Below are 16,429 nucleotides of genomic sequence, written 5' to 3' on the forward strand. Positions count from 1 at the left end.
GATGGCTCCTAATAGCACCTTCACTTCTGAAACGATCGCGGCTGGCTTTCATGCCCTGTCTGACCCCCTACGGATTCAGGTCTTAGAACTATTGCGCTCTCAAGAACTATGCGTATGTGACCTGTGCGACCACCTGGGAACCACTCAGTCTAAACTATCTTTTCACCTCAAAACCCTGAAAGAAGCTGGTTTAGTTCGCGCTCGTCAAGAAGGACGCTGGATTTATTACAGCCTCAATCTGCCACAGTTTGTTGCCCTAGAGCAGTATCTAGCAGAATTCCGCCGCTTTAGCCCAATATTACCTACTCGTCCCTGCGAGACTTAAAAATCCATCAACTTTTTTTATAATGTTTTGTTTACTTCTACCTCTACAAGCATTGACAAATCAATTTTTTTTGAAATGATATAAATATGCTCTTGTATAGGTCAATGAACAAAAAGACTTCAAAACGCCTCTCCTTTATTGACCGCTTCTTGACCCTGTGGATTTTTTTAGCAATGGCGATCGGTGTTGGTCTGGGCTATTTCTTTCCTGGAGTAGAAGCGTTTATCAACCAGTTTCAAGTAGGAACAACCAATATACCGATCGCCATTGGGTTAATTCTGATGATGTACCCACCCTTAGCCAAGGTGCGATACGAAGAATTAGGGGATGTATTTCGCAACGGAAAAATTCTTGGTTTGTCACTAATTCAGAATTGGATTATTGGGCCAATTTTGATGTTTGCTCTGGCGACTATCTTCTTACACGGTTATCCAGAATACATGACGGGATTGATTCTGATTGGATTAGCCCGATGTATTGCAATGGTAGTTGTGTGGAGTGATTTGGCACGAGGAAATACGGAGTACACGGCTGGATTGGTTGCCTTCAACAGTATCTTTCAAGTCATCTTTTATAGTCCTTATGCTTGGTTTTTCATCACTGTACTGCCGCCACTATTTGGATTACAAGGCAGTGTTGTGAATGTTAGCATTGCCGAGATTGCCAAAAGCGTGTTTATCTATCTTGGTATTCCCTTTTTAGCTGGATTTTTTACTCGTTTCTTCTTAGTAAAGGTGAAAAGTAGGCAGTGGTATCACGAAGAATTTGTACCTAAAATCAGTCCCATCACGCTGATTGCTCTGTTATTTACAATCGTGGTCATGTTCAGCTTGAAAGGGAATTTGATCGTTCAGATCCCCTTAGATGTGGTGAAGATTGCAATTCCAATGATCATTTACTTCGCGATCATGTTTGTGGTCAGCTTTTACATGGCTTGGCGGATTAAGACAGATTATTCTAGAGCCGCAAGTGTGGCCTTTACAGCCGCCGGGAATAATTTTGAATTAGCGATCGCAGTGGCGATCGCAGTCTTTGGCATTAATTCGGGTGTTGCTTTTGCCGCCGTCGTCGGGCCTCTGGTGGAAGTGCCTGTATTGATTGGTCTGGTTAATGTTGCCTTCTGGTTTGAAAAACGTTATTTTTCGCCATCTGAATCGAGAACCTTTTAAATTTACTCAAATTATTTGGAGGAGTTGAACCATGAAACGTGTAATGTTTGTCTGCAAAAAGAATTCTGCCCGTTCCCAAATGGCAGAAGGTTTTGCTAAAACTATTGGTAAGGGAAAGATTGAAGTAATTAGCTCTGGGTTAGAAGCAAGTCAGGTAAGACCAGAAGCGATCGCCACCATGAAAGATGCAGGTATTGATATTAGCAATCAAACCTCGAAAGCTTTGAGTGAATTCAAATCAGAGAATTTTGATGCGGTGATTTCCTTGTGTGGGTGTGGTGTAAATTTGCCTCCAGAGTGGTTAACACGGGAAGTATTTGAAGATTGGCAATTGGATGATCCGGCAGAGCAACCAGAAATTTTTCCTCGTGTGCGCGATGAAATCAGAGAACGGGTGACTCGCCTAGTTGAATCTCTGCAAGTTGCATCTGTTGGATGAGGCTGAAATCTTTTGACTGTATGAGTTTTGCCCTCACCCCCAGCCCCTCTCCCATTTTTGGGAGAGGGGAGCAAATTCTCTAGTTCCCCGAATCCCAAGATGGGGTTAGGGAATGAGAGCAACTCTGAAACGCCTTCTCTTACCTGACTTCTACTGGCGTGGCAAGCAAAAAAATTATGCATTAGACGTAGGTTGGGTGGAGCGGAGCGCAACCCAACATCCTGATATATGTTGGCTTTGGCAAAGCCTCCAACGCCACTTGCTACAACGCTCTTAACCCGCGCAACGCAGTGGCTCCCCAACAAAGCAATTTTTTTGCAACATTTTAGCCTTGCCACACCACTACGTTAAGTTGACACCAATGAGTATTACTGTGCCCCTACGGATGTACCTCATGTAAACGAGAACCGCTATAGTCATAAAAAAGCGTTAATTACTATTAGATATTGGGAGAAAAAATGGATGAAGATTGGTGGAAGAAGTTAAAGTCCGAAACGATAAAAGATAGGCTACCAGGGTTATTCATCATCGGTGCAGCAGGACTAATTTCATATTTTCTACTCGTTGTTTTTTTATTGATCTGCCGTCCCTGGCTCAACAAACCCAAGGCAAATTTTCACGAAAATTACAGCAGATTTCAAGTTTCTGAAGTACACAAGCTAAGTCTCAAAGCGAGGTAGAAATAACCCCTTAATCCACCTGTTTTTAGTCTCTGTAGCTCTGCACTTATCTGTCCCAGCTATTAATTTGTATACTAGACATCTATATGACGACATTTGACCATCCCCCCAGAATTTTATTTTTGTATGGCTCCCTACGTGAGCGTTCCTATAGCCGCCTCTTGGCAGAGGAGGCGGCACGCATCATCGAAGAATTTGGGGCAGAGGTGAAGTTTTTCGATCCGCGCGAACTGCCAATTTATGGCAGCGTACCTGACACTCACCCAAAGGTGCAGGAGTTGCGCCAATTAAGCTTGTGGTCAGAAGGGCAGGTCTGGTCTAGCCCAGAGTTGCACGGTCAGATTTCTGGCATTATGAAAAACCAAATTGACTGGATTCCGCTTACTATCGGAGCGGTTCGCCCGACTCAAGGCAGAACTTTGGCTGTGATGCAAGTGAGTGGAGGATCTCAGTCTTTTAACGCCGTCAACACATTAAGAATTCTTGGGCGCTGGATGCGGATGTTCACTATCCCCAATCAATCTTCAGTGGCTAAAGCATACGAGGAGTTTAAGGAAGACGGCACAATGAAAGATTCGCCCTACCGCGATCGCGTTGTCGATGTGATGGAAGAACTTTACAAATTTACCTTGTTATTACGTGACAAAGTTGATTATCTCACAGACCGCCACAGTGAACGTCAGGAAAAAGCTGCCAAAGAGACAATCATGATCGCTTCTCAAGCTCTTGAACTTAACTCTAATATAGCTTAGTCCCCTCCTCGCTTGCGGGGAGGGGAGACAAAGCGTAGCTTTGGCGGGGTGGGGTTCTTCGGGTTTAATAAGCATCAAGTGGACATGATATAAAACCTTGTATCTCCGTGCTTGTTTCCAAACAAGGATTTTTTAGCTTTGTTGATTAAGCAAGGCTTTGACAAAAATTCCCAGTCAGTATATTATTTTTATCTCTTCACAAATTCAACGATTAAAAATTAAAAATTGAAGACATTTTTAGACGGTAATTTAAACTCTCATTAGATAATATTTACAGCTATTTTCAGGTAAATAGACGACGCGGTAAGGGTTTAGCATTGCTAAACCCCTACAACAGATGTGGCTCAAATATTATGAAATCGGCGATAATTTTGTAAAAAAGAATGGTAGTATTTGTCATAGCGTACTACTACGCTAAAGGACTTCCAAATCAAATAATACTCAACTACTTCTTGTGGGGTGTGCATCTCGCCCGCCCGCCTTTCGCTGCGGTTAAAATGCCCACCCCATAAGATTGGATAATTTATTTGTTGGAAATCCTTAATGACATTTTAACTGAAGATAAATCCACACCAAACGTTTAATTAGGAGAGAAAGTTTTATGGCTAATACCATCCTATTTCAAGGTAACAGGTACATTGGGGATACTACTTCTCTTGCCCAATTCTATGGGGCGCAAACTGCCACCAATTTTGAAGTACTCTATGGCAGTGGAGTTCTAGACTATAGTGCTATAGGTGTCAATTTCACCTATGGTTCAAACGGATTCTTTAATTCTGGAACCATCACTTCTCAATTTTCCTTCGGAACTGACGTGCCAACTCATAGAGCAGGACACAAATCTGAATATTGACGTTGCCACAAGACAGAGCCTTTTAACTGTCGGCACGTCAGGATACGACTATAGTCAATATGTTTATCGAGGTAATGACAGTTTCCTCGGATCTGCGGGTGATGATAGTTTTGACGGCTCCAAGGGTAACGACACCATCAATGGTGGGGCGGGTATTGATGTCTTAAGCTTCCAAAAATTTAGTGAGGGAGTAATTGTTAATCTCTCAACAGGACAGGCAATTACTTCTTATGGCACATCGGTTATTTCCAACGTCGAAGATATCGAGGGATCAGCATTCGGCGATATACTGACTGGGAACTCTGGAAATAACCAGATTCAGGGGTTTGGCGGCGCTGATAGAATTGATGGCGGTGCAGGATTTGATACTGCTGTCTATTTCGACGCTAATTCACCAGTCAATGTTAATTTATCCACCGGAGTTGTTACTGGTGGTAGCGGTAGTGATACCTTAATTTCCATTGAGCGAGTGATAGGATCTCGTTTTAATGACGTGCTGACTGGTTCTAATGCCAATGAAACTTTCGTAGGCGGATTGGGTGACGATACTATCAATGGTGGAGGTGGCATTGATACCGTTGAGTACAGTTTTGTCGGTTCCGGGGTTACTGTAAATCTTGCAAATGGATTCGCTAGTGGTGGTGCGGGAAACGATGTTATTTCCAACGTTGAAAACGTCAAAGGCTCGATTTTCGATGACATCCTCATCGGTAACTCTGGAGCCAATCTTCTTAATGGCGATAATGGAGATGATCTTTTGTATGGTGGTGTTAGTGGTGCTGACACTCTAACTGGTGGCCAAGGCGCAGATGTATTTTTCTTGCAGTTTGGACAATCAATAGTATCATCAACTAATCGCATTACTGACTTCACCATTGGCACAGATAAAATTGCTTTACTTACTCAAGGGGGACTAGCTGCGAATACACCTAGCAGTTTTAGCCGTGCTGCTGATAGCACTGCCACCACCTTACTAAATTTAGAAAATCAGGTATTTACCGATGCTAATGGAGCCTTAGCCGGAAATCAAACTTTAGGGGTGAATGGTGCAGCCTTAGTCAAAGTTACAAGTGGAGCGATCGCTGGAACTTATCTGGCGATCAACGATAGCACTGCTGGTTTTCAGGCAAGTAGTGATTTGTTAGTCAATTTAACAGGATTAACAGGTACTTTACCCGCCTTGGGAAATATTGCAGTCAGCAGTTTCTTTGTTTAGTTAGATCAGCAGAAGCCTCACACCCACTTTTAGGGGTGTGAGATGAATGCGCGGGAGTGGTGAGATATAGTAATTAATGTATTTTGGCGTAGCCAATAGAGTTAATTGCTGTGTCGAACCATGACCCATATTCATTATTTTCCTAAGAGAAATACCACGATTAATGGTATTATAGGTAAGTACAGACCAAGCCGAAAATGCTGGCTGTACATTGAACCTAGACAATCTAGAATATGGGGTTCCATTCAAGAATAGATATTTTTGTATCGTTTCCGTGAATGGGTAAAATTCTAGCGGTTAAGGCAAGAACATACTTTTTGTACTTGTTCAAATCTGCGGCAGGGCATGACGTGGATTCAAAGGTGAGCTTCAGTCAATGTCTTCATAGAAGAGTCGCTGAGAAGCCTACACTGTATGCAAGCATCAGTGTAGGTATGTCACTTAGAGCAAATACCCTGATTTTCAAACTAACCTGCGAAATGTGGGTTGATAAGCTGAAAAACATCTAATTTGCATAACTGAATTAAACATAAGTCTTGTGGGGTGGGCAACATGAGCGCCCTAATCATGCAATTTATATCATGTCCGCTTGATTGCTTATTAAACCCGAAGAACCCCACCCCCGCCAAAGCTATGCTTTGTCTCCCCTCCCGAAGAGCGGGGAGGGGCTGGGGGTGGGGTGTATTGACTGTGGTTAGCAAGCCCTAATTATGCGGACATGATATTAAATGTGATATCAGGCTTGCCTCTTCATCAATACCCAAAAAAATAACCTCCTGGCAGATTGAACCAGGAGATTTAAAAAAATGCATTCATCTTTACAAGCGTTGTAGCAGACTCAAACCGTGGGTATCAGTACCACAGGTATTGAGAAGAAAGTATTCATCAGCTAACTTTTGCACTTGTTCTGATTCTAAGACGCTGGGTTGCCAGGGGTTAGGGTTATTGTAGGCATAGAAAGTTTCCACGCCATCGATACCCTTTTGGGATGCGGCTGGAATTAAGTCAAAATGCGATCGCTTGTAACGAGCTGGATGAGCCAAAACTGCCAATCCCCCAGCTTCATGAATCCCTGCAATTACGTTACTTGCCTGATATTCTTGCCCTGTAGTCGGCCTTCTTTGCAGATAGGGTTTTATACTAGGGTGTTCTGGTGCAAACGCATAAGCCAAAATGTGAACTTCTGTATCCAAAAGGTTGGCATTGATTTCTGCGCCACTCCACAGGTGAGGAGTGCTTACACCAGGATTATTCCACTTCCAATCTTCTAACCAAGCAAGTGATGCTTGATAGCCGATAATACCATGATGATCGGTGATGGCTAACCCTTTTAGTCCAATAGCGATCGCCTGCTCCATCAATCCACTCGGCTGCAACCTTCCATCGGAGTAGACAGTGTGCATGTGAAAGTTGAATAACCTTGGACAACTATGTGCATCAATGTTATGGAATACTTGCTTCAAAAGTTCTGCCGAAGCAGTAGTCTGAGCTAAATTTACAGCCATAACTCCCTCTGAATAAAAATATATATTCTCAACACACTAAAACGCCACATCTACGAGATTAGAAATAACCCGCACTAAAAATTAGTGTTGGCTGCTACTTTCTCAGCTTTCTCAGCAAATTTTTCAATATGTTAAGACTACGTTAGCAAATCTTAACGTCAGTAGTCATGGGTGTTTTGAACTACTTTGATTTTAAGTAGTACTAAAAACTACATCCAATTTTTCGTGAATACGCTTATATTATCTGTGGTAAAAGACCTAGATACTATAGGTTTAGTAGAGTAATTATCTATAATCAGCCGGAAATACAACTCTATATTGCGTATAAAAACTATTACCTATCTCAGTGATTACAACTTTTGTCTAACTAGTAATGAATTCAGCCTAGGCGTAGCCCAACCCAGGCATCGCACAAATAAGCAAATCCTGTGAGTTTATAACAGGTCTCACAAAACTAGCGATCGCTTGTGAATTATACCCCTCGCGCAATCCCAAAAGAATCTCCCTTCAACGTGACCCCAAGGGATTCTACCACCACCTCACGACTAAGGGACGCTTCAACCCTTCCGGCAATCACAGCCGTTAGCTGATGTTCTCTTGCAAGGATGACAATTTTCTCTGCATCCTGCTCCGACTCTGTATAGAATGCAAATCCTGCACCATAATTGAATACAGAAAGCATCGTTTCGGCCCCGCCCTCGAGATGACCCTCAACAAAGGTAAATATCTCCGGCACCGGGAGCATCGTTTTGATGACGTACCGAAGTGGCTTCACCGACCGCATCAGCTTTTGCCAGCCATGTCCAGTGATATTCTCCATCGCAGTGGGACGAATTCCCTCAGCAAGTACCGCCTGTACAAGGGGAGTATATAGATAGGATGCAGCATTCATCGCTTCCCAAAACTCCTGCCCACTTGGAAGTTTCGTTCTGTAGCCATCAGGGAGCGACTCGGCAAGCTTTCGCAGTGGGGTAAAGCCATTCTCATGGGGGCCAGAACTCTCAACGAGAACAATGGTATTTCCGGCATCCAGACGCGAGCTATCAATAGGAGCAACACCAGCCGGCATAACCCCAAAAACTGAGCCGGCAATGTCGAGCCGCCCTGGAATCATCTTCGTTTTTAGTTGAGGAGTTTCCCCTGAGAGATAGACACACCCCACTTGTTTGCACCCCTCAACCACTCCATCCAGAAATCCATCAAGAAAAGCGGGGGTAAAGATTGTTTCAGGAGTGCTTGACGGCAGATAGAGACCAAGAAGTATAGTCTGCATACCTGAAGTTGCGGCATCGTTGGTCAGACACGAGATAATCTTGATGCCGATATTCCACCAGAATCGTCGAAGCTCTTCTTCACAGAGGTCGTCAGGGCGGGTATCGTCTGCGGTGCCCAGTCCTTCGGGGACAAGTGTCATAGAAAGTTCTTTAGCCCCAGCCTCTAGGAAGGCAGCGAGGTTGAAGCTGAAAGCGTTGGCACTTGCTCCGAGACCTGACGCAGGCACAATGCCATAAGCGCTAGCAAAGCCAAGTGTGCGTTTTGCAGCATCGATGAAGCGGCGTTTTGCGGCATCGAGAGTATCGTAATCGACTTGATCGAGAGCTTGAGCCATCAGATTGCGTTTTCAGTGAGAAGTTAGGATGTTAGGAGTTAGGAAAACTCATAGCTCATAGTTCATAACTCCTCACTTTAAAATACCTCATCTTCAATACCGCGCCACCATTCCCCCAAATTCATCAAGTCTTTGTGAATATCTTCTAATTCTTTGGTGTAGACATCGTTTGTAAGGGTAACTCGACGCTCTTGCAATTTCTTTAGGCGCAGTTGTACCAATAGCCAAGGTTTGGTGATGCTATTAGTTGCTTCGATGTATTCCGCTAGTTCTTTGCTATCCATGTATTTTTATATTTTGATTCTAATCGTTTTCATCAGCTTTAAGTCTTTCTTTATGTGATTAGAATCTAAGCAAGGCAAGAGATTAGGTTGCGTCTGTAAACTAAAAAATCGATGATGTTGAGCTTCTGAGTATTACTAGTACAGCACGGCGGAAATAAACCACCCATTCCAAATCAATTAAATGCTTACGCTATATTGATTTTTAATTTTTAATTCCGCCGACCTGTACTAGTGGTCTGCCAACCCAAAATTTCTGGGTGGAGGTCGGCACAGGAGCAGGGGAGAGGTTTGTAAAAGTTCTTTCCCCTCTGCACCTCTGCACCTGTGCTTGCCACCACGCAAAGTTTGTATGGCGAACCACTAGGTTCATTTGATTTATCCCAGATTCCGCAGGTGCCCTCGGAAATGCTGCATTTTAGAAGCATGACCTTACTGAGTGTTCAGTTCTGCCGTGATGCATCGCTCAACGATGACAGCATTCTTACCAGTAGAGCCACTGACGCGCCAGTAAGGTGTAATGGTGTGGGTTCCTGCTGGAATTGGTATAATAGCAATTACACTACGGGTCGCATAATACTCTTGATAGTTGGCAAAGTTACCTGGACCATACTGATATTCTTGCGGAACTCCACCATCAATCGAGTAAGAAATACGTACTTCAGCGTCATTAGTTATACCTACGTCCGCACTGACATGGATAATAGCATTGTTGGTAGTATAATTGTAGTTATTAACTGTGAGGCTTAAGCCGGGAATTGGTTGAGCGCCGTTATCGGAAATGAGACTCACCAAGTTTGATGCACATTGTCCTTGAGATAATGGAATAGCCTGTGTCGGTAACACACCAACTATCATGTTGCTTAGTAAACCACACGTACCGATAAATGCTATAGACTTTTTCATTATTTTTGTACCTCTATCCTGTAATACTTTTGACAGTTTTCGGCATCTGTTATACTCTTAACTGTTAAAAATATGATTATTTGATATTTAATACAAGTATTGTTAATAATTATATATAGTCAGATGCGAGGAGAGCAACGCGATTTCTCTTCTGAAAAGTTGCACATTTTTGATGGTGTTAATAAAAACTCACCTTTGTCGCCACTTTTGGGTGAGAAAATAAATGTCAAATTGATTGCTACTTGCTGGAATGATATTCTCAGACTGGTTACATCCGTATCAAAAGGAACAGTCGCTGCTTCTCTGATGATGCGTAAGTTAGTATCATATTCTCGCCAAAATGAATTAGCGCGTTTTTTCGCTCCGATTCACCGGAGGTGTGGCAATATTGCTTTGATTCTTCTGCACCGCATCCCGTACCGCCATCGCAGCGCTGCAACTACCATTTAGCCAGCCGTTTATCTCATCATTCTTGTTTCAATGTGGGCTTTTGATTTTTGTTGAGTAATTTATTCCTTGGAAGTCCCTTGTCTCTCCTGCGCCATACTATGCTTATTCCCCGCCTCTGGAGAGAGCGGGGAATAAGCTAATGAGCATTTAAGTTCCATAAAACCAGGGAACTAAAACGCTTCCTAAAAGCGAATCAGTCTGGAAAAATGAATGGCGATTAGCATAGCTAGCAAAAACCTCTCTCATAATCAGTTCAAAACTGATATATGATTATGCATGAGCCAAGTTTTCAGCAGCGAAGTCCCAGTTGATTACTTGGTCGAGGAAGTTTTTAATGTATGCAGGACGGGCATTTCTAAAATCGATGTAATAGGCGTGTTCCCAAACATCTAAGGTTAGGAGTGCTTTCTGACCATGAGCTAGAGGGTTCTCTGCATTGGGTGTCTTGATCACCTTCAGCGTACCACCATCATCAATCAACCAAGCCCAACCACTGCCAAACTGAGTTGTAGCTGCATTAGAGAACTCTTCCTTGAGTTTATCGAAGCTGCCAAAAGCTTGATCAATCTTGGCTGCGAGTTCACCAGTAGGTGCGCCACCACCTGCGGGCTTCAAGGAGTTCCAGAAAAAGGTGTGGTTCCAAACTTGAGCCGCGTTATTAAAGATTCCCGCTTTCGAGGAATCTTTAAAGGAAATTTTAATTACCTCTTCCAAAGACTTATCAGCAAGTTCTGTACCTTCAGTGAGCTTGTTTAGGTTATCTACATAAGCCTTGTGATGTTTGCCATAGTGATACTCGAAAGTTTCAGCTTTCATGCCATAAGGCTCTAGAGCATTAAAGTCGTAGGGTAGGGGTTCTTGTACAAATGCCATTTGTGAAATCCTCTCTTTACCGGTTTCCAGTTGAAAGCTATTGCAGAAGCTTCGGAAATTAGCAGCTCTGTTTTTGACAGTTTTATGTATTTCATGATGAAACATAAAACTTAACATCGTCATTCTACTACCAAAGTGAAGACGAAAACAAAGTACTTCGGTGATAAGTCAAATCGCTAGGAATTCATGACTATAAATAAAAATAGCTAATACTTCATAGCGAAAGGCCAATAAGTAATTAGCATTTAACAATTAAAGCTTTCATACTTCTATCTTTAGTAAGATTAGTTGCAATGTAAGAAGTCAGTCTAAAGCGAGATGCTTTAATGTTTAAATAAATTTACAATTTTATTTACTAGAAACGGTTGATTATCATAAAAAGATAGCCCATAGTCAAATTATCTATTTTGTTTCTCAATGCAGTTTTGAGGATGGTAAGTGAATAATCACTCACCCACCACCCTTTGAGACTAAAAGAACTAACAGCAAATCACGGTAACTACCACTGGGATAAACGTTGCTGGTAGTAGTTAACAATTTGTGCCGTGACTTCAGACACTTTTAGACCATCAGTTTTAACTTCAATCGCATCCCTTGCTTTTTGCAAAGGGGAAATTTTGCGAGTGCTATCTTTCCAGTCACGTTCGGCAATGTCGTGTTCCAGCTGCTCTAAACTCACTTCGGGTAGACCTTGGTTGCTAAAGTCTTGCTGGCGACGACGGGCGCGTTCAATTACAGAAGCGGTTAAGAAGATTTTCACTTCGGCATCGGGAAATACATGAGTACCGATGTCCCGTCCTTCAGCAACTAACCCACCTTTTTTACCCCAGTTTTGCTGTTGTTTAACCAGTGCTTGACGTACAGACTTTTGGGCTGCGATCGCTGATACCTGAGATGTTACCTCAATGGTGCGAATTGCCTGGGTAACATCGGTATCGTCAATCCAAACCCGCCCGGTCGATTGCAAATCCTGATGGGGAGTAAGTTCAATTTTACACTGGTTAACTAATTCAGCGATCGCACACTCATCATCAATGGCAATCCCCTTTTGCAGTACTAACCAAGTGACAGCACGGTACATGGCTCCAGAATCTAGATAGACTAAATTCAGATTTGCTGCCACTTGACGCGCCACTGTGGATTTACCAGCCCCGGCTGGGCCATCAATGGCGATAATGGGTTGGCGATCGCGCAATATGATATTGTCAATCAAACGTGTAGCACCAAGACGAGCTGCGATCGCCAACATTCCTTCCTCCTCAACTTTTTCTAAAGACATTAACGTAGTCGGTTCAACTAATTCAATATATTCCAGTAAAATCGTGCTGACCATTGCCACTTCTTGCTGTACCATTGCTATCAACTTGTCGCGATCGCGATCGCCTGCAATGAATGCAGTTTCAGCTCGTCGCAAGCCGCGATATAACACGGCTGCTTGCTCTTTTGCCGTTGCAGACAAATATTGATTCCGAGAACTGAAGGCCAGACCAGACGCTTCCCGCACTATTGGACAAGCAACAATTTCTACTGGCAAATTTAAGTCAGCGACTAAGCGTTTAATAATTGCCAGTTGCTGACCATCCTTTTGACCAAAGTAGGCACGGTCAGGCTGTACCAAGTTGAAAAGTTTGGTCACAATCGTAGCGACACCCTGAAAGTGACCTAGCCGAGAAGGACCACACAAGCCTGTTATCATAGCAGATGGGGGGATAACTTGTGTAACCGTTGATTCTTGTATACTCTTCTGGGGAACTGCCATTTCTTCTGGAGTCGGCGCAAAAATTGCATCTACCCCAGCTTGTTGGCAAAGTTGTTGGTCTGGCTCTAAAGTGCGGGGATAACGTTGATAATCCTCATTGGGAGCAAATTGCAGGGGATTGATGAAAATACTCACAATCACCGTAGAATTTTCTTGCCGCGCTCGTTGGATCAAGTTTAAATGGCCTTGATGCAAATTCCCCATTGTCGGCACCAAACCGACAGCCGTCTGGTGCCAGCCAGTCATCTCATCTAGTCTCAGATCCTCAGTAACCGCAATCAGCTTGTTTTCTGAGCAGCGTTTAGTTAAATAGCAGCGTAAAGCTGCGACTGTTGTCAGCAGGCGCACAAAAATACCCCTAATTCTTATCGATCCCTCCCCCGTTAGTTTATATCTGAATAGAGGGAAGAGATGATTGAACTAGGGTAATTGTTATGGGAATGGCGAATGGGGAGTGGGGATTGGGGATTGGGGAATGGGGAATGGGGAATGGGAAAAACCCTACTCCCTACTCCCTACTCCCTACTCCCCACTCCCTAATAAATTATTTCCCCAAAACTTCAATATGCACCGGTGCCACGCCACTGCCCATCATTCCCAAAATCCGTGCCGCGCCAGCTGACAGGTCTATGACTCGACCCCGAACGAATGGACCCCGGTCATTTATCCGCACTACCACAGAACGACCATTGCGGGTGTTGGTGACACGAACTTGCGTACCAAAGGGTAAGCTGCGGTGGGCGGCAGTCAAGCCTTCTGGATTGAACCTCTGACCGCTAGCAGTCCGATTACCAGAACCATCATAGCCGTAATAGGAAGCCATACCTCTGAAAGAGATTTTCACTGGGCCGACGGAAATCTCTTGGGGCAGTTTGGGTATTGATAGTGGCAGACGCACTGGTAAATTACCAATTTCTTTTAAGGGAGATGCATTACCTAATAGTCTCCGCAGGCGATTGGTTGCTTGCAATGCATCTTGCGCTAGATTGTTAGTAGTACCTGCTAATTGGGTACCTTCGTTGATTTCGACCAATTCTTCGCCATTAACTTTAATTACATAGCGATCGCCATTTTGCTGGAGGGGGGCGCTTTTGTTTTGCGCTTGATTCGCAACTGTAGATTTGTCCCCTGCTTGCCAACTTACGGTAATCTGACTCCCGTCCACATTTTCTCGGTTCAACTGGTTGATCTTGGCTGCTATTACACCAGCTATCTGAACCGGATCATTGTCAACAGAGTTAATCTGGTTACTCACTCCGATTACGTTACCAGTACTCACTATCTCTGGTGACTTGCTAGCAATAAGGGCGTACGATTGTACGCCCCCAGCATCTCCAACTTCACCAACTTTTTTACTTTCAAGATTTGTATTTGATACAGAACTCAAAAAGGTGAGAACGGGTATATTTCGGATAAAAAGGGTTGCCGCCTTACGTCCCTTAACGTTGTGAGGATGAATTTCTGTAATCACAGCATCCAAGGTTTGTTTTCCTGCTGTTGATTGATACTCTCCCACCTTCGTCACATTAGGGGCAGGTGATTTTTGGGATGCTAGCGCATTTACCTTGGTGGTTTGAGTGCAACCGACTGAGGGTATACCCAAAACAGTCATAAACAGGGCAACAATAGTCCACAAATGTCTTTGATTCATGCGTCCATTTTTAAAGCGACTGTAGAACTTAAGTCTTATGATTCGTCGGATTTGTCAGTTTCTAAAAGTGACTCCTCTTTGGAAAAACTTGAACTCGTTCTTTTCATTTTTTTATTTATAACTGCAACACACTAGCATGAACCTTTTGGCTTGGGGATCAGGGTTTTAGCGTAATTATTGGCAGCTTTGTCAAATTCCAATTCCAGTTTTAAGGGTGAAACCTTTCTCAAATGAGGGCTTTGGCTATGTAACGCTTTTTTTGTCAAGTCAAAATTTTCTTAAAAAAACTTGACGCTGATTGCACGCCAAAATGACGATACCCTATTCACATCGGTTCTAAAGGCTCGCAACTACCCGTGTATTCTAGATAACATCTGTATTGGCTATTTCCTATAAGAAGGTAATATAACTTTAATTAAATAGCATCGGCATAAATACTTAAAATCACTTATTTAATGAAATATTTAGATTTCTCTATGAATAAGTCGTGACATGAGTTACATCTGAGATAACTATGCAAATTAGTTTGAGCTTAATATCTTTTTCAAAGTTTTTTCTACTTAGATCAATAATGACTTTTATCCCGTACAATTAGACTGAAATTGGTGATAAATATAACTTTTAGTAACAGTATTACTGAGTATCAAATAAAGGATTATACTCAACTTAATATTTTTTATGATTAATGATGAAAAAATTAGGAAATCTTAGCGATCGCTTGTGTAACAGATTAGATGTGTAACAAAAGTGACGGCATACCTTCTTTAACCTCAGTAATTGCTCAAGTATGATTTTTTAGAGCAAGCTGTATTTTCAAAAATCTTTGCAACTGTAGGGATGTGCGCTCTTACTATATCTATATATAGTAGATATTTTGGGAAATGCTATCAGCCTGATGACAGACCAAGCAGATCAAGGAGATTTAGAAATACAACCATCGCCATTAAAAGCTGTTCTCAACGAGTTGCATTCCCAGTACAAATCATTGCAGGAGGGTGCAGTAGCAAAATACATTCCCGAACTGGCAAAGGTAAACCCGGATTTATTCAGCATTTGCATTGTGACAGTAGATGGTCAGGTTTACAAAGTTGGGGATTACGAGCAGATGTTTACTATTCAGTCAATTTCTAAGGTATTTGCTTATGGACTTGCCTTAGAAGATCATGGACTGGATTACGTTTTAACTAGAGTTGGCGTAGAACCGACAGGGGATGCATTCAACGCGATTATTTTGGATGAGCAATCGAAGCGACCTTATAATCCAATGGTAAATGCAGGTGCGTAGGCGTAGCCCGTCGTAGACATCGCTACTACCAGTTTAATTAAAGGTTCTGGCCCAACTGAACGCCTCAACCGAATGCTAGATATGTTTCGGCGATATATTGGCCGGGATGTATTTGTTGACATTTCAGTTTTTACCTCAGAACGGAGTACAGGGCATCGTAACCGCGCAATGGCTCATCTGATGCTCAACTTTGGCATGATTGACCGGAATATTGAAGAGTCGCTGGATCTTTATTTCCAGCAATGTGCTGTGATGGTGAATTGCCAAGACTTAGCGGTGATGGCGGCTACCCTTGCTAACACGGGTATTAACCCGATTACCAAAGATCGGGCGGTAGATAAGCGTTACATCAAAGATATTTTGAGTGTGATGTATACCTGCGGAATGTACAAGTTTGCAGGTGAGTGGGCTTATAAAATTGGGATTCCGGCGAAAAGCGGTATTTGTGGCGGGATTATCGCCGTTGTACCCAATAAGATGGGCATTGGAGTATTTTCGCCACTGCTAGATGTGCGTGGTAATAGTGTAAGGGGGGTAAAGGTGTGTGAAGAACTTTCCCAACGGTTAGGTTTACATTTATTTGACTGTTCAGGTTAAGAGGCGAAATTTGATTGAAAAATGCAGGAGGCTGATTCTTGCTCCTATTCCCTGGTCTAAGGTGGTGTAGACAAATCAA

The 16,429-nt window shown here is 43.0% G+C and carries 14 protein-coding genes and 1 pseudogene; 8 read left to right on the forward strand and 7 right to left on the reverse strand.

The window, feature by feature from the left end; translation table 11 throughout:
* The first annotated feature begins 1 nt into the window (after window position 1).
* The 6 genes from V7K97_RS24830 to V7K97_RS24855 all read left to right on the forward strand — a co-directional run bounded on the left by V7K97_RS24830 (window position 2) and on the right by V7K97_RS24855 (window position 5,434).
* The gene (locus V7K97_RS24830) at window positions 2-325 is read left to right on the forward strand and encodes an ArsR/SmtB family transcription factor (protein WP_334803647.1); all 324 of its coding nucleotides are present in this window, start codon (window positions 2-4) and stop codon (window positions 323-325) included.
* A gap of 104 nt (window positions 326-429) precedes the next feature.
* The gene (gene arsB / locus V7K97_RS24835) at window positions 430-1,494 is read left to right on the forward strand and encodes an ACR3 family arsenite efflux transporter (RefSeq protein WP_334803648.1); all 1,065 of its coding nucleotides are present in this window, start codon (window positions 430-432) and stop codon (window positions 1,492-1,494) included.
* A 31-nt stretch (window positions 1,495-1,525) separates the two neighbouring features.
* Complete coding sequence (arsC, locus tag V7K97_RS24840; RefSeq protein ID WP_334803649.1) at window positions 1,526-1,933, forward strand: arsenate reductase, glutathione/glutaredoxin type; 408 nt, start codon at window positions 1,526-1,528, stop codon at window positions 1,931-1,933.
* Window positions 1,934-2,045: 112 nt separating this feature from the next.
* Window positions 2,046-2,210, forward strand: a complete 165-nt coding sequence (locus V7K97_RS24845) for a hypothetical protein (RefSeq protein WP_334803650.1) — start codon at window positions 2,046-2,048, stop codon at window positions 2,208-2,210.
* 489 nt (window positions 2,211-2,699) lie between these two features.
* Entirely contained in the window at window positions 2,700-3,365 is a 666-nt protein-coding gene (arsH, locus tag V7K97_RS24850) for an arsenical resistance protein ArsH (RefSeq protein WP_334803651.1), read from the forward strand.
* A 752-nt stretch (window positions 3,366-4,117) separates the two neighbouring features.
* Window positions 4,118-5,434, forward strand: coding sequence for a calcium-binding protein (locus tag V7K97_RS24855; RefSeq protein ID WP_334803652.1), 1,317 nt, complete (start codon window positions 4,118-4,120; stop codon window positions 5,432-5,434).
* Between the two features lie 818 nt (window positions 5,435-6,252).
* Here V7K97_RS24855 and V7K97_RS24860 read toward each other — a convergent pair.
* From V7K97_RS24860 to V7K97_RS24875, 4 genes are all read right to left on the reverse strand, one after another.
* Complete coding sequence (locus V7K97_RS24860) at window positions 6,253-6,939, reverse strand: PHP domain-containing protein (protein WP_334803653.1); 687 nt, start codon at window positions 6,937-6,939, stop codon at window positions 6,253-6,255.
* A gap of 472 nt (window positions 6,940-7,411) precedes the next feature.
* A complete protein-coding gene (locus V7K97_RS24865; RefSeq protein ID WP_334803654.1) occupies window positions 7,412-8,548 on the reverse strand; it encodes an AIR synthase related protein in 1,137 nt (378 codons plus the stop codon).
* Between the two features lie 77 nt (window positions 8,549-8,625).
* Window positions 8,626-8,832, reverse strand: coding sequence for a hypothetical protein (locus V7K97_RS24870; protein ID WP_334803655.1), 207 nt, complete (start codon window positions 8,830-8,832; stop codon window positions 8,626-8,628).
* Window positions 8,833-9,261: 429 nt separating this feature from the next.
* The gene (locus tag V7K97_RS24875) at window positions 9,262-9,735 is read right to left on the reverse strand and encodes a hypothetical protein (protein WP_334803656.1); all 474 of its coding nucleotides are present in this window, start codon (window positions 9,733-9,735) and stop codon (window positions 9,262-9,264) included.
* Window positions 9,736-9,858: 123 nt separating this feature from the next.
* Between V7K97_RS24875 and V7K97_RS24880 the strand changes: the two genes are divergently transcribed.
* A complete protein-coding gene (locus tag V7K97_RS24880; protein ID WP_442936904.1) occupies window positions 9,859-10,185 on the forward strand; it encodes a Tn3 family transposase in 327 nt (108 codons plus the stop codon).
* A gap of 270 nt (window positions 10,186-10,455) precedes the next feature.
* Here the strand turns inward: V7K97_RS24880 and V7K97_RS24885 are convergent, their stop codons facing one another.
* From V7K97_RS24885 to V7K97_RS24895, 3 genes are all read right to left on the reverse strand, one after another.
* The gene (locus V7K97_RS24885) at window positions 10,456-11,058 is read right to left on the reverse strand and encodes a superoxide dismutase (RefSeq protein WP_334803657.1); all 603 of its coding nucleotides are present in this window, start codon (window positions 11,056-11,058) and stop codon (window positions 10,456-10,458) included.
* Window positions 11,059-11,557: 499 nt separating this feature from the next.
* Window positions 11,558-13,165: a bifunctional pantoate--beta-alanine ligase/(d)CMP kinase gene (locus V7K97_RS24890; RefSeq protein WP_334803658.1), complete on the reverse strand. Its 1,608-nt coding sequence runs from the start codon at window positions 13,163-13,165 to the stop codon at window positions 11,558-11,560.
* 196 nt (window positions 13,166-13,361) lie between these two features.
* On the reverse strand, window positions 13,362-14,468 hold the full coding sequence (locus V7K97_RS24895; protein WP_334803659.1) for a septal ring lytic transglycosylase RlpA family protein: 1,107 nt from the start codon (window positions 14,466-14,468) through the stop codon (window positions 13,362-13,364).
* An 895-nt stretch (window positions 14,469-15,363) separates the two neighbouring features.
* On the opposite strand from V7K97_RS24895, the pseudogene glsA reads away from it, so the two are divergent.
* Window positions 15,364-16,350, forward strand: a pseudogene (gene glsA, locus V7K97_RS24900) (glutaminase A).
* Window positions 16,351-16,429: the final 79 nt, after the last annotated feature.

Source organism: Nostoc sp., assembly GCF_036917815.1.
Lineage (GTDB): Bacteria > Cyanobacteriota > Cyanobacteriia > Cyanobacteriales > Nostocaceae > Nostoc.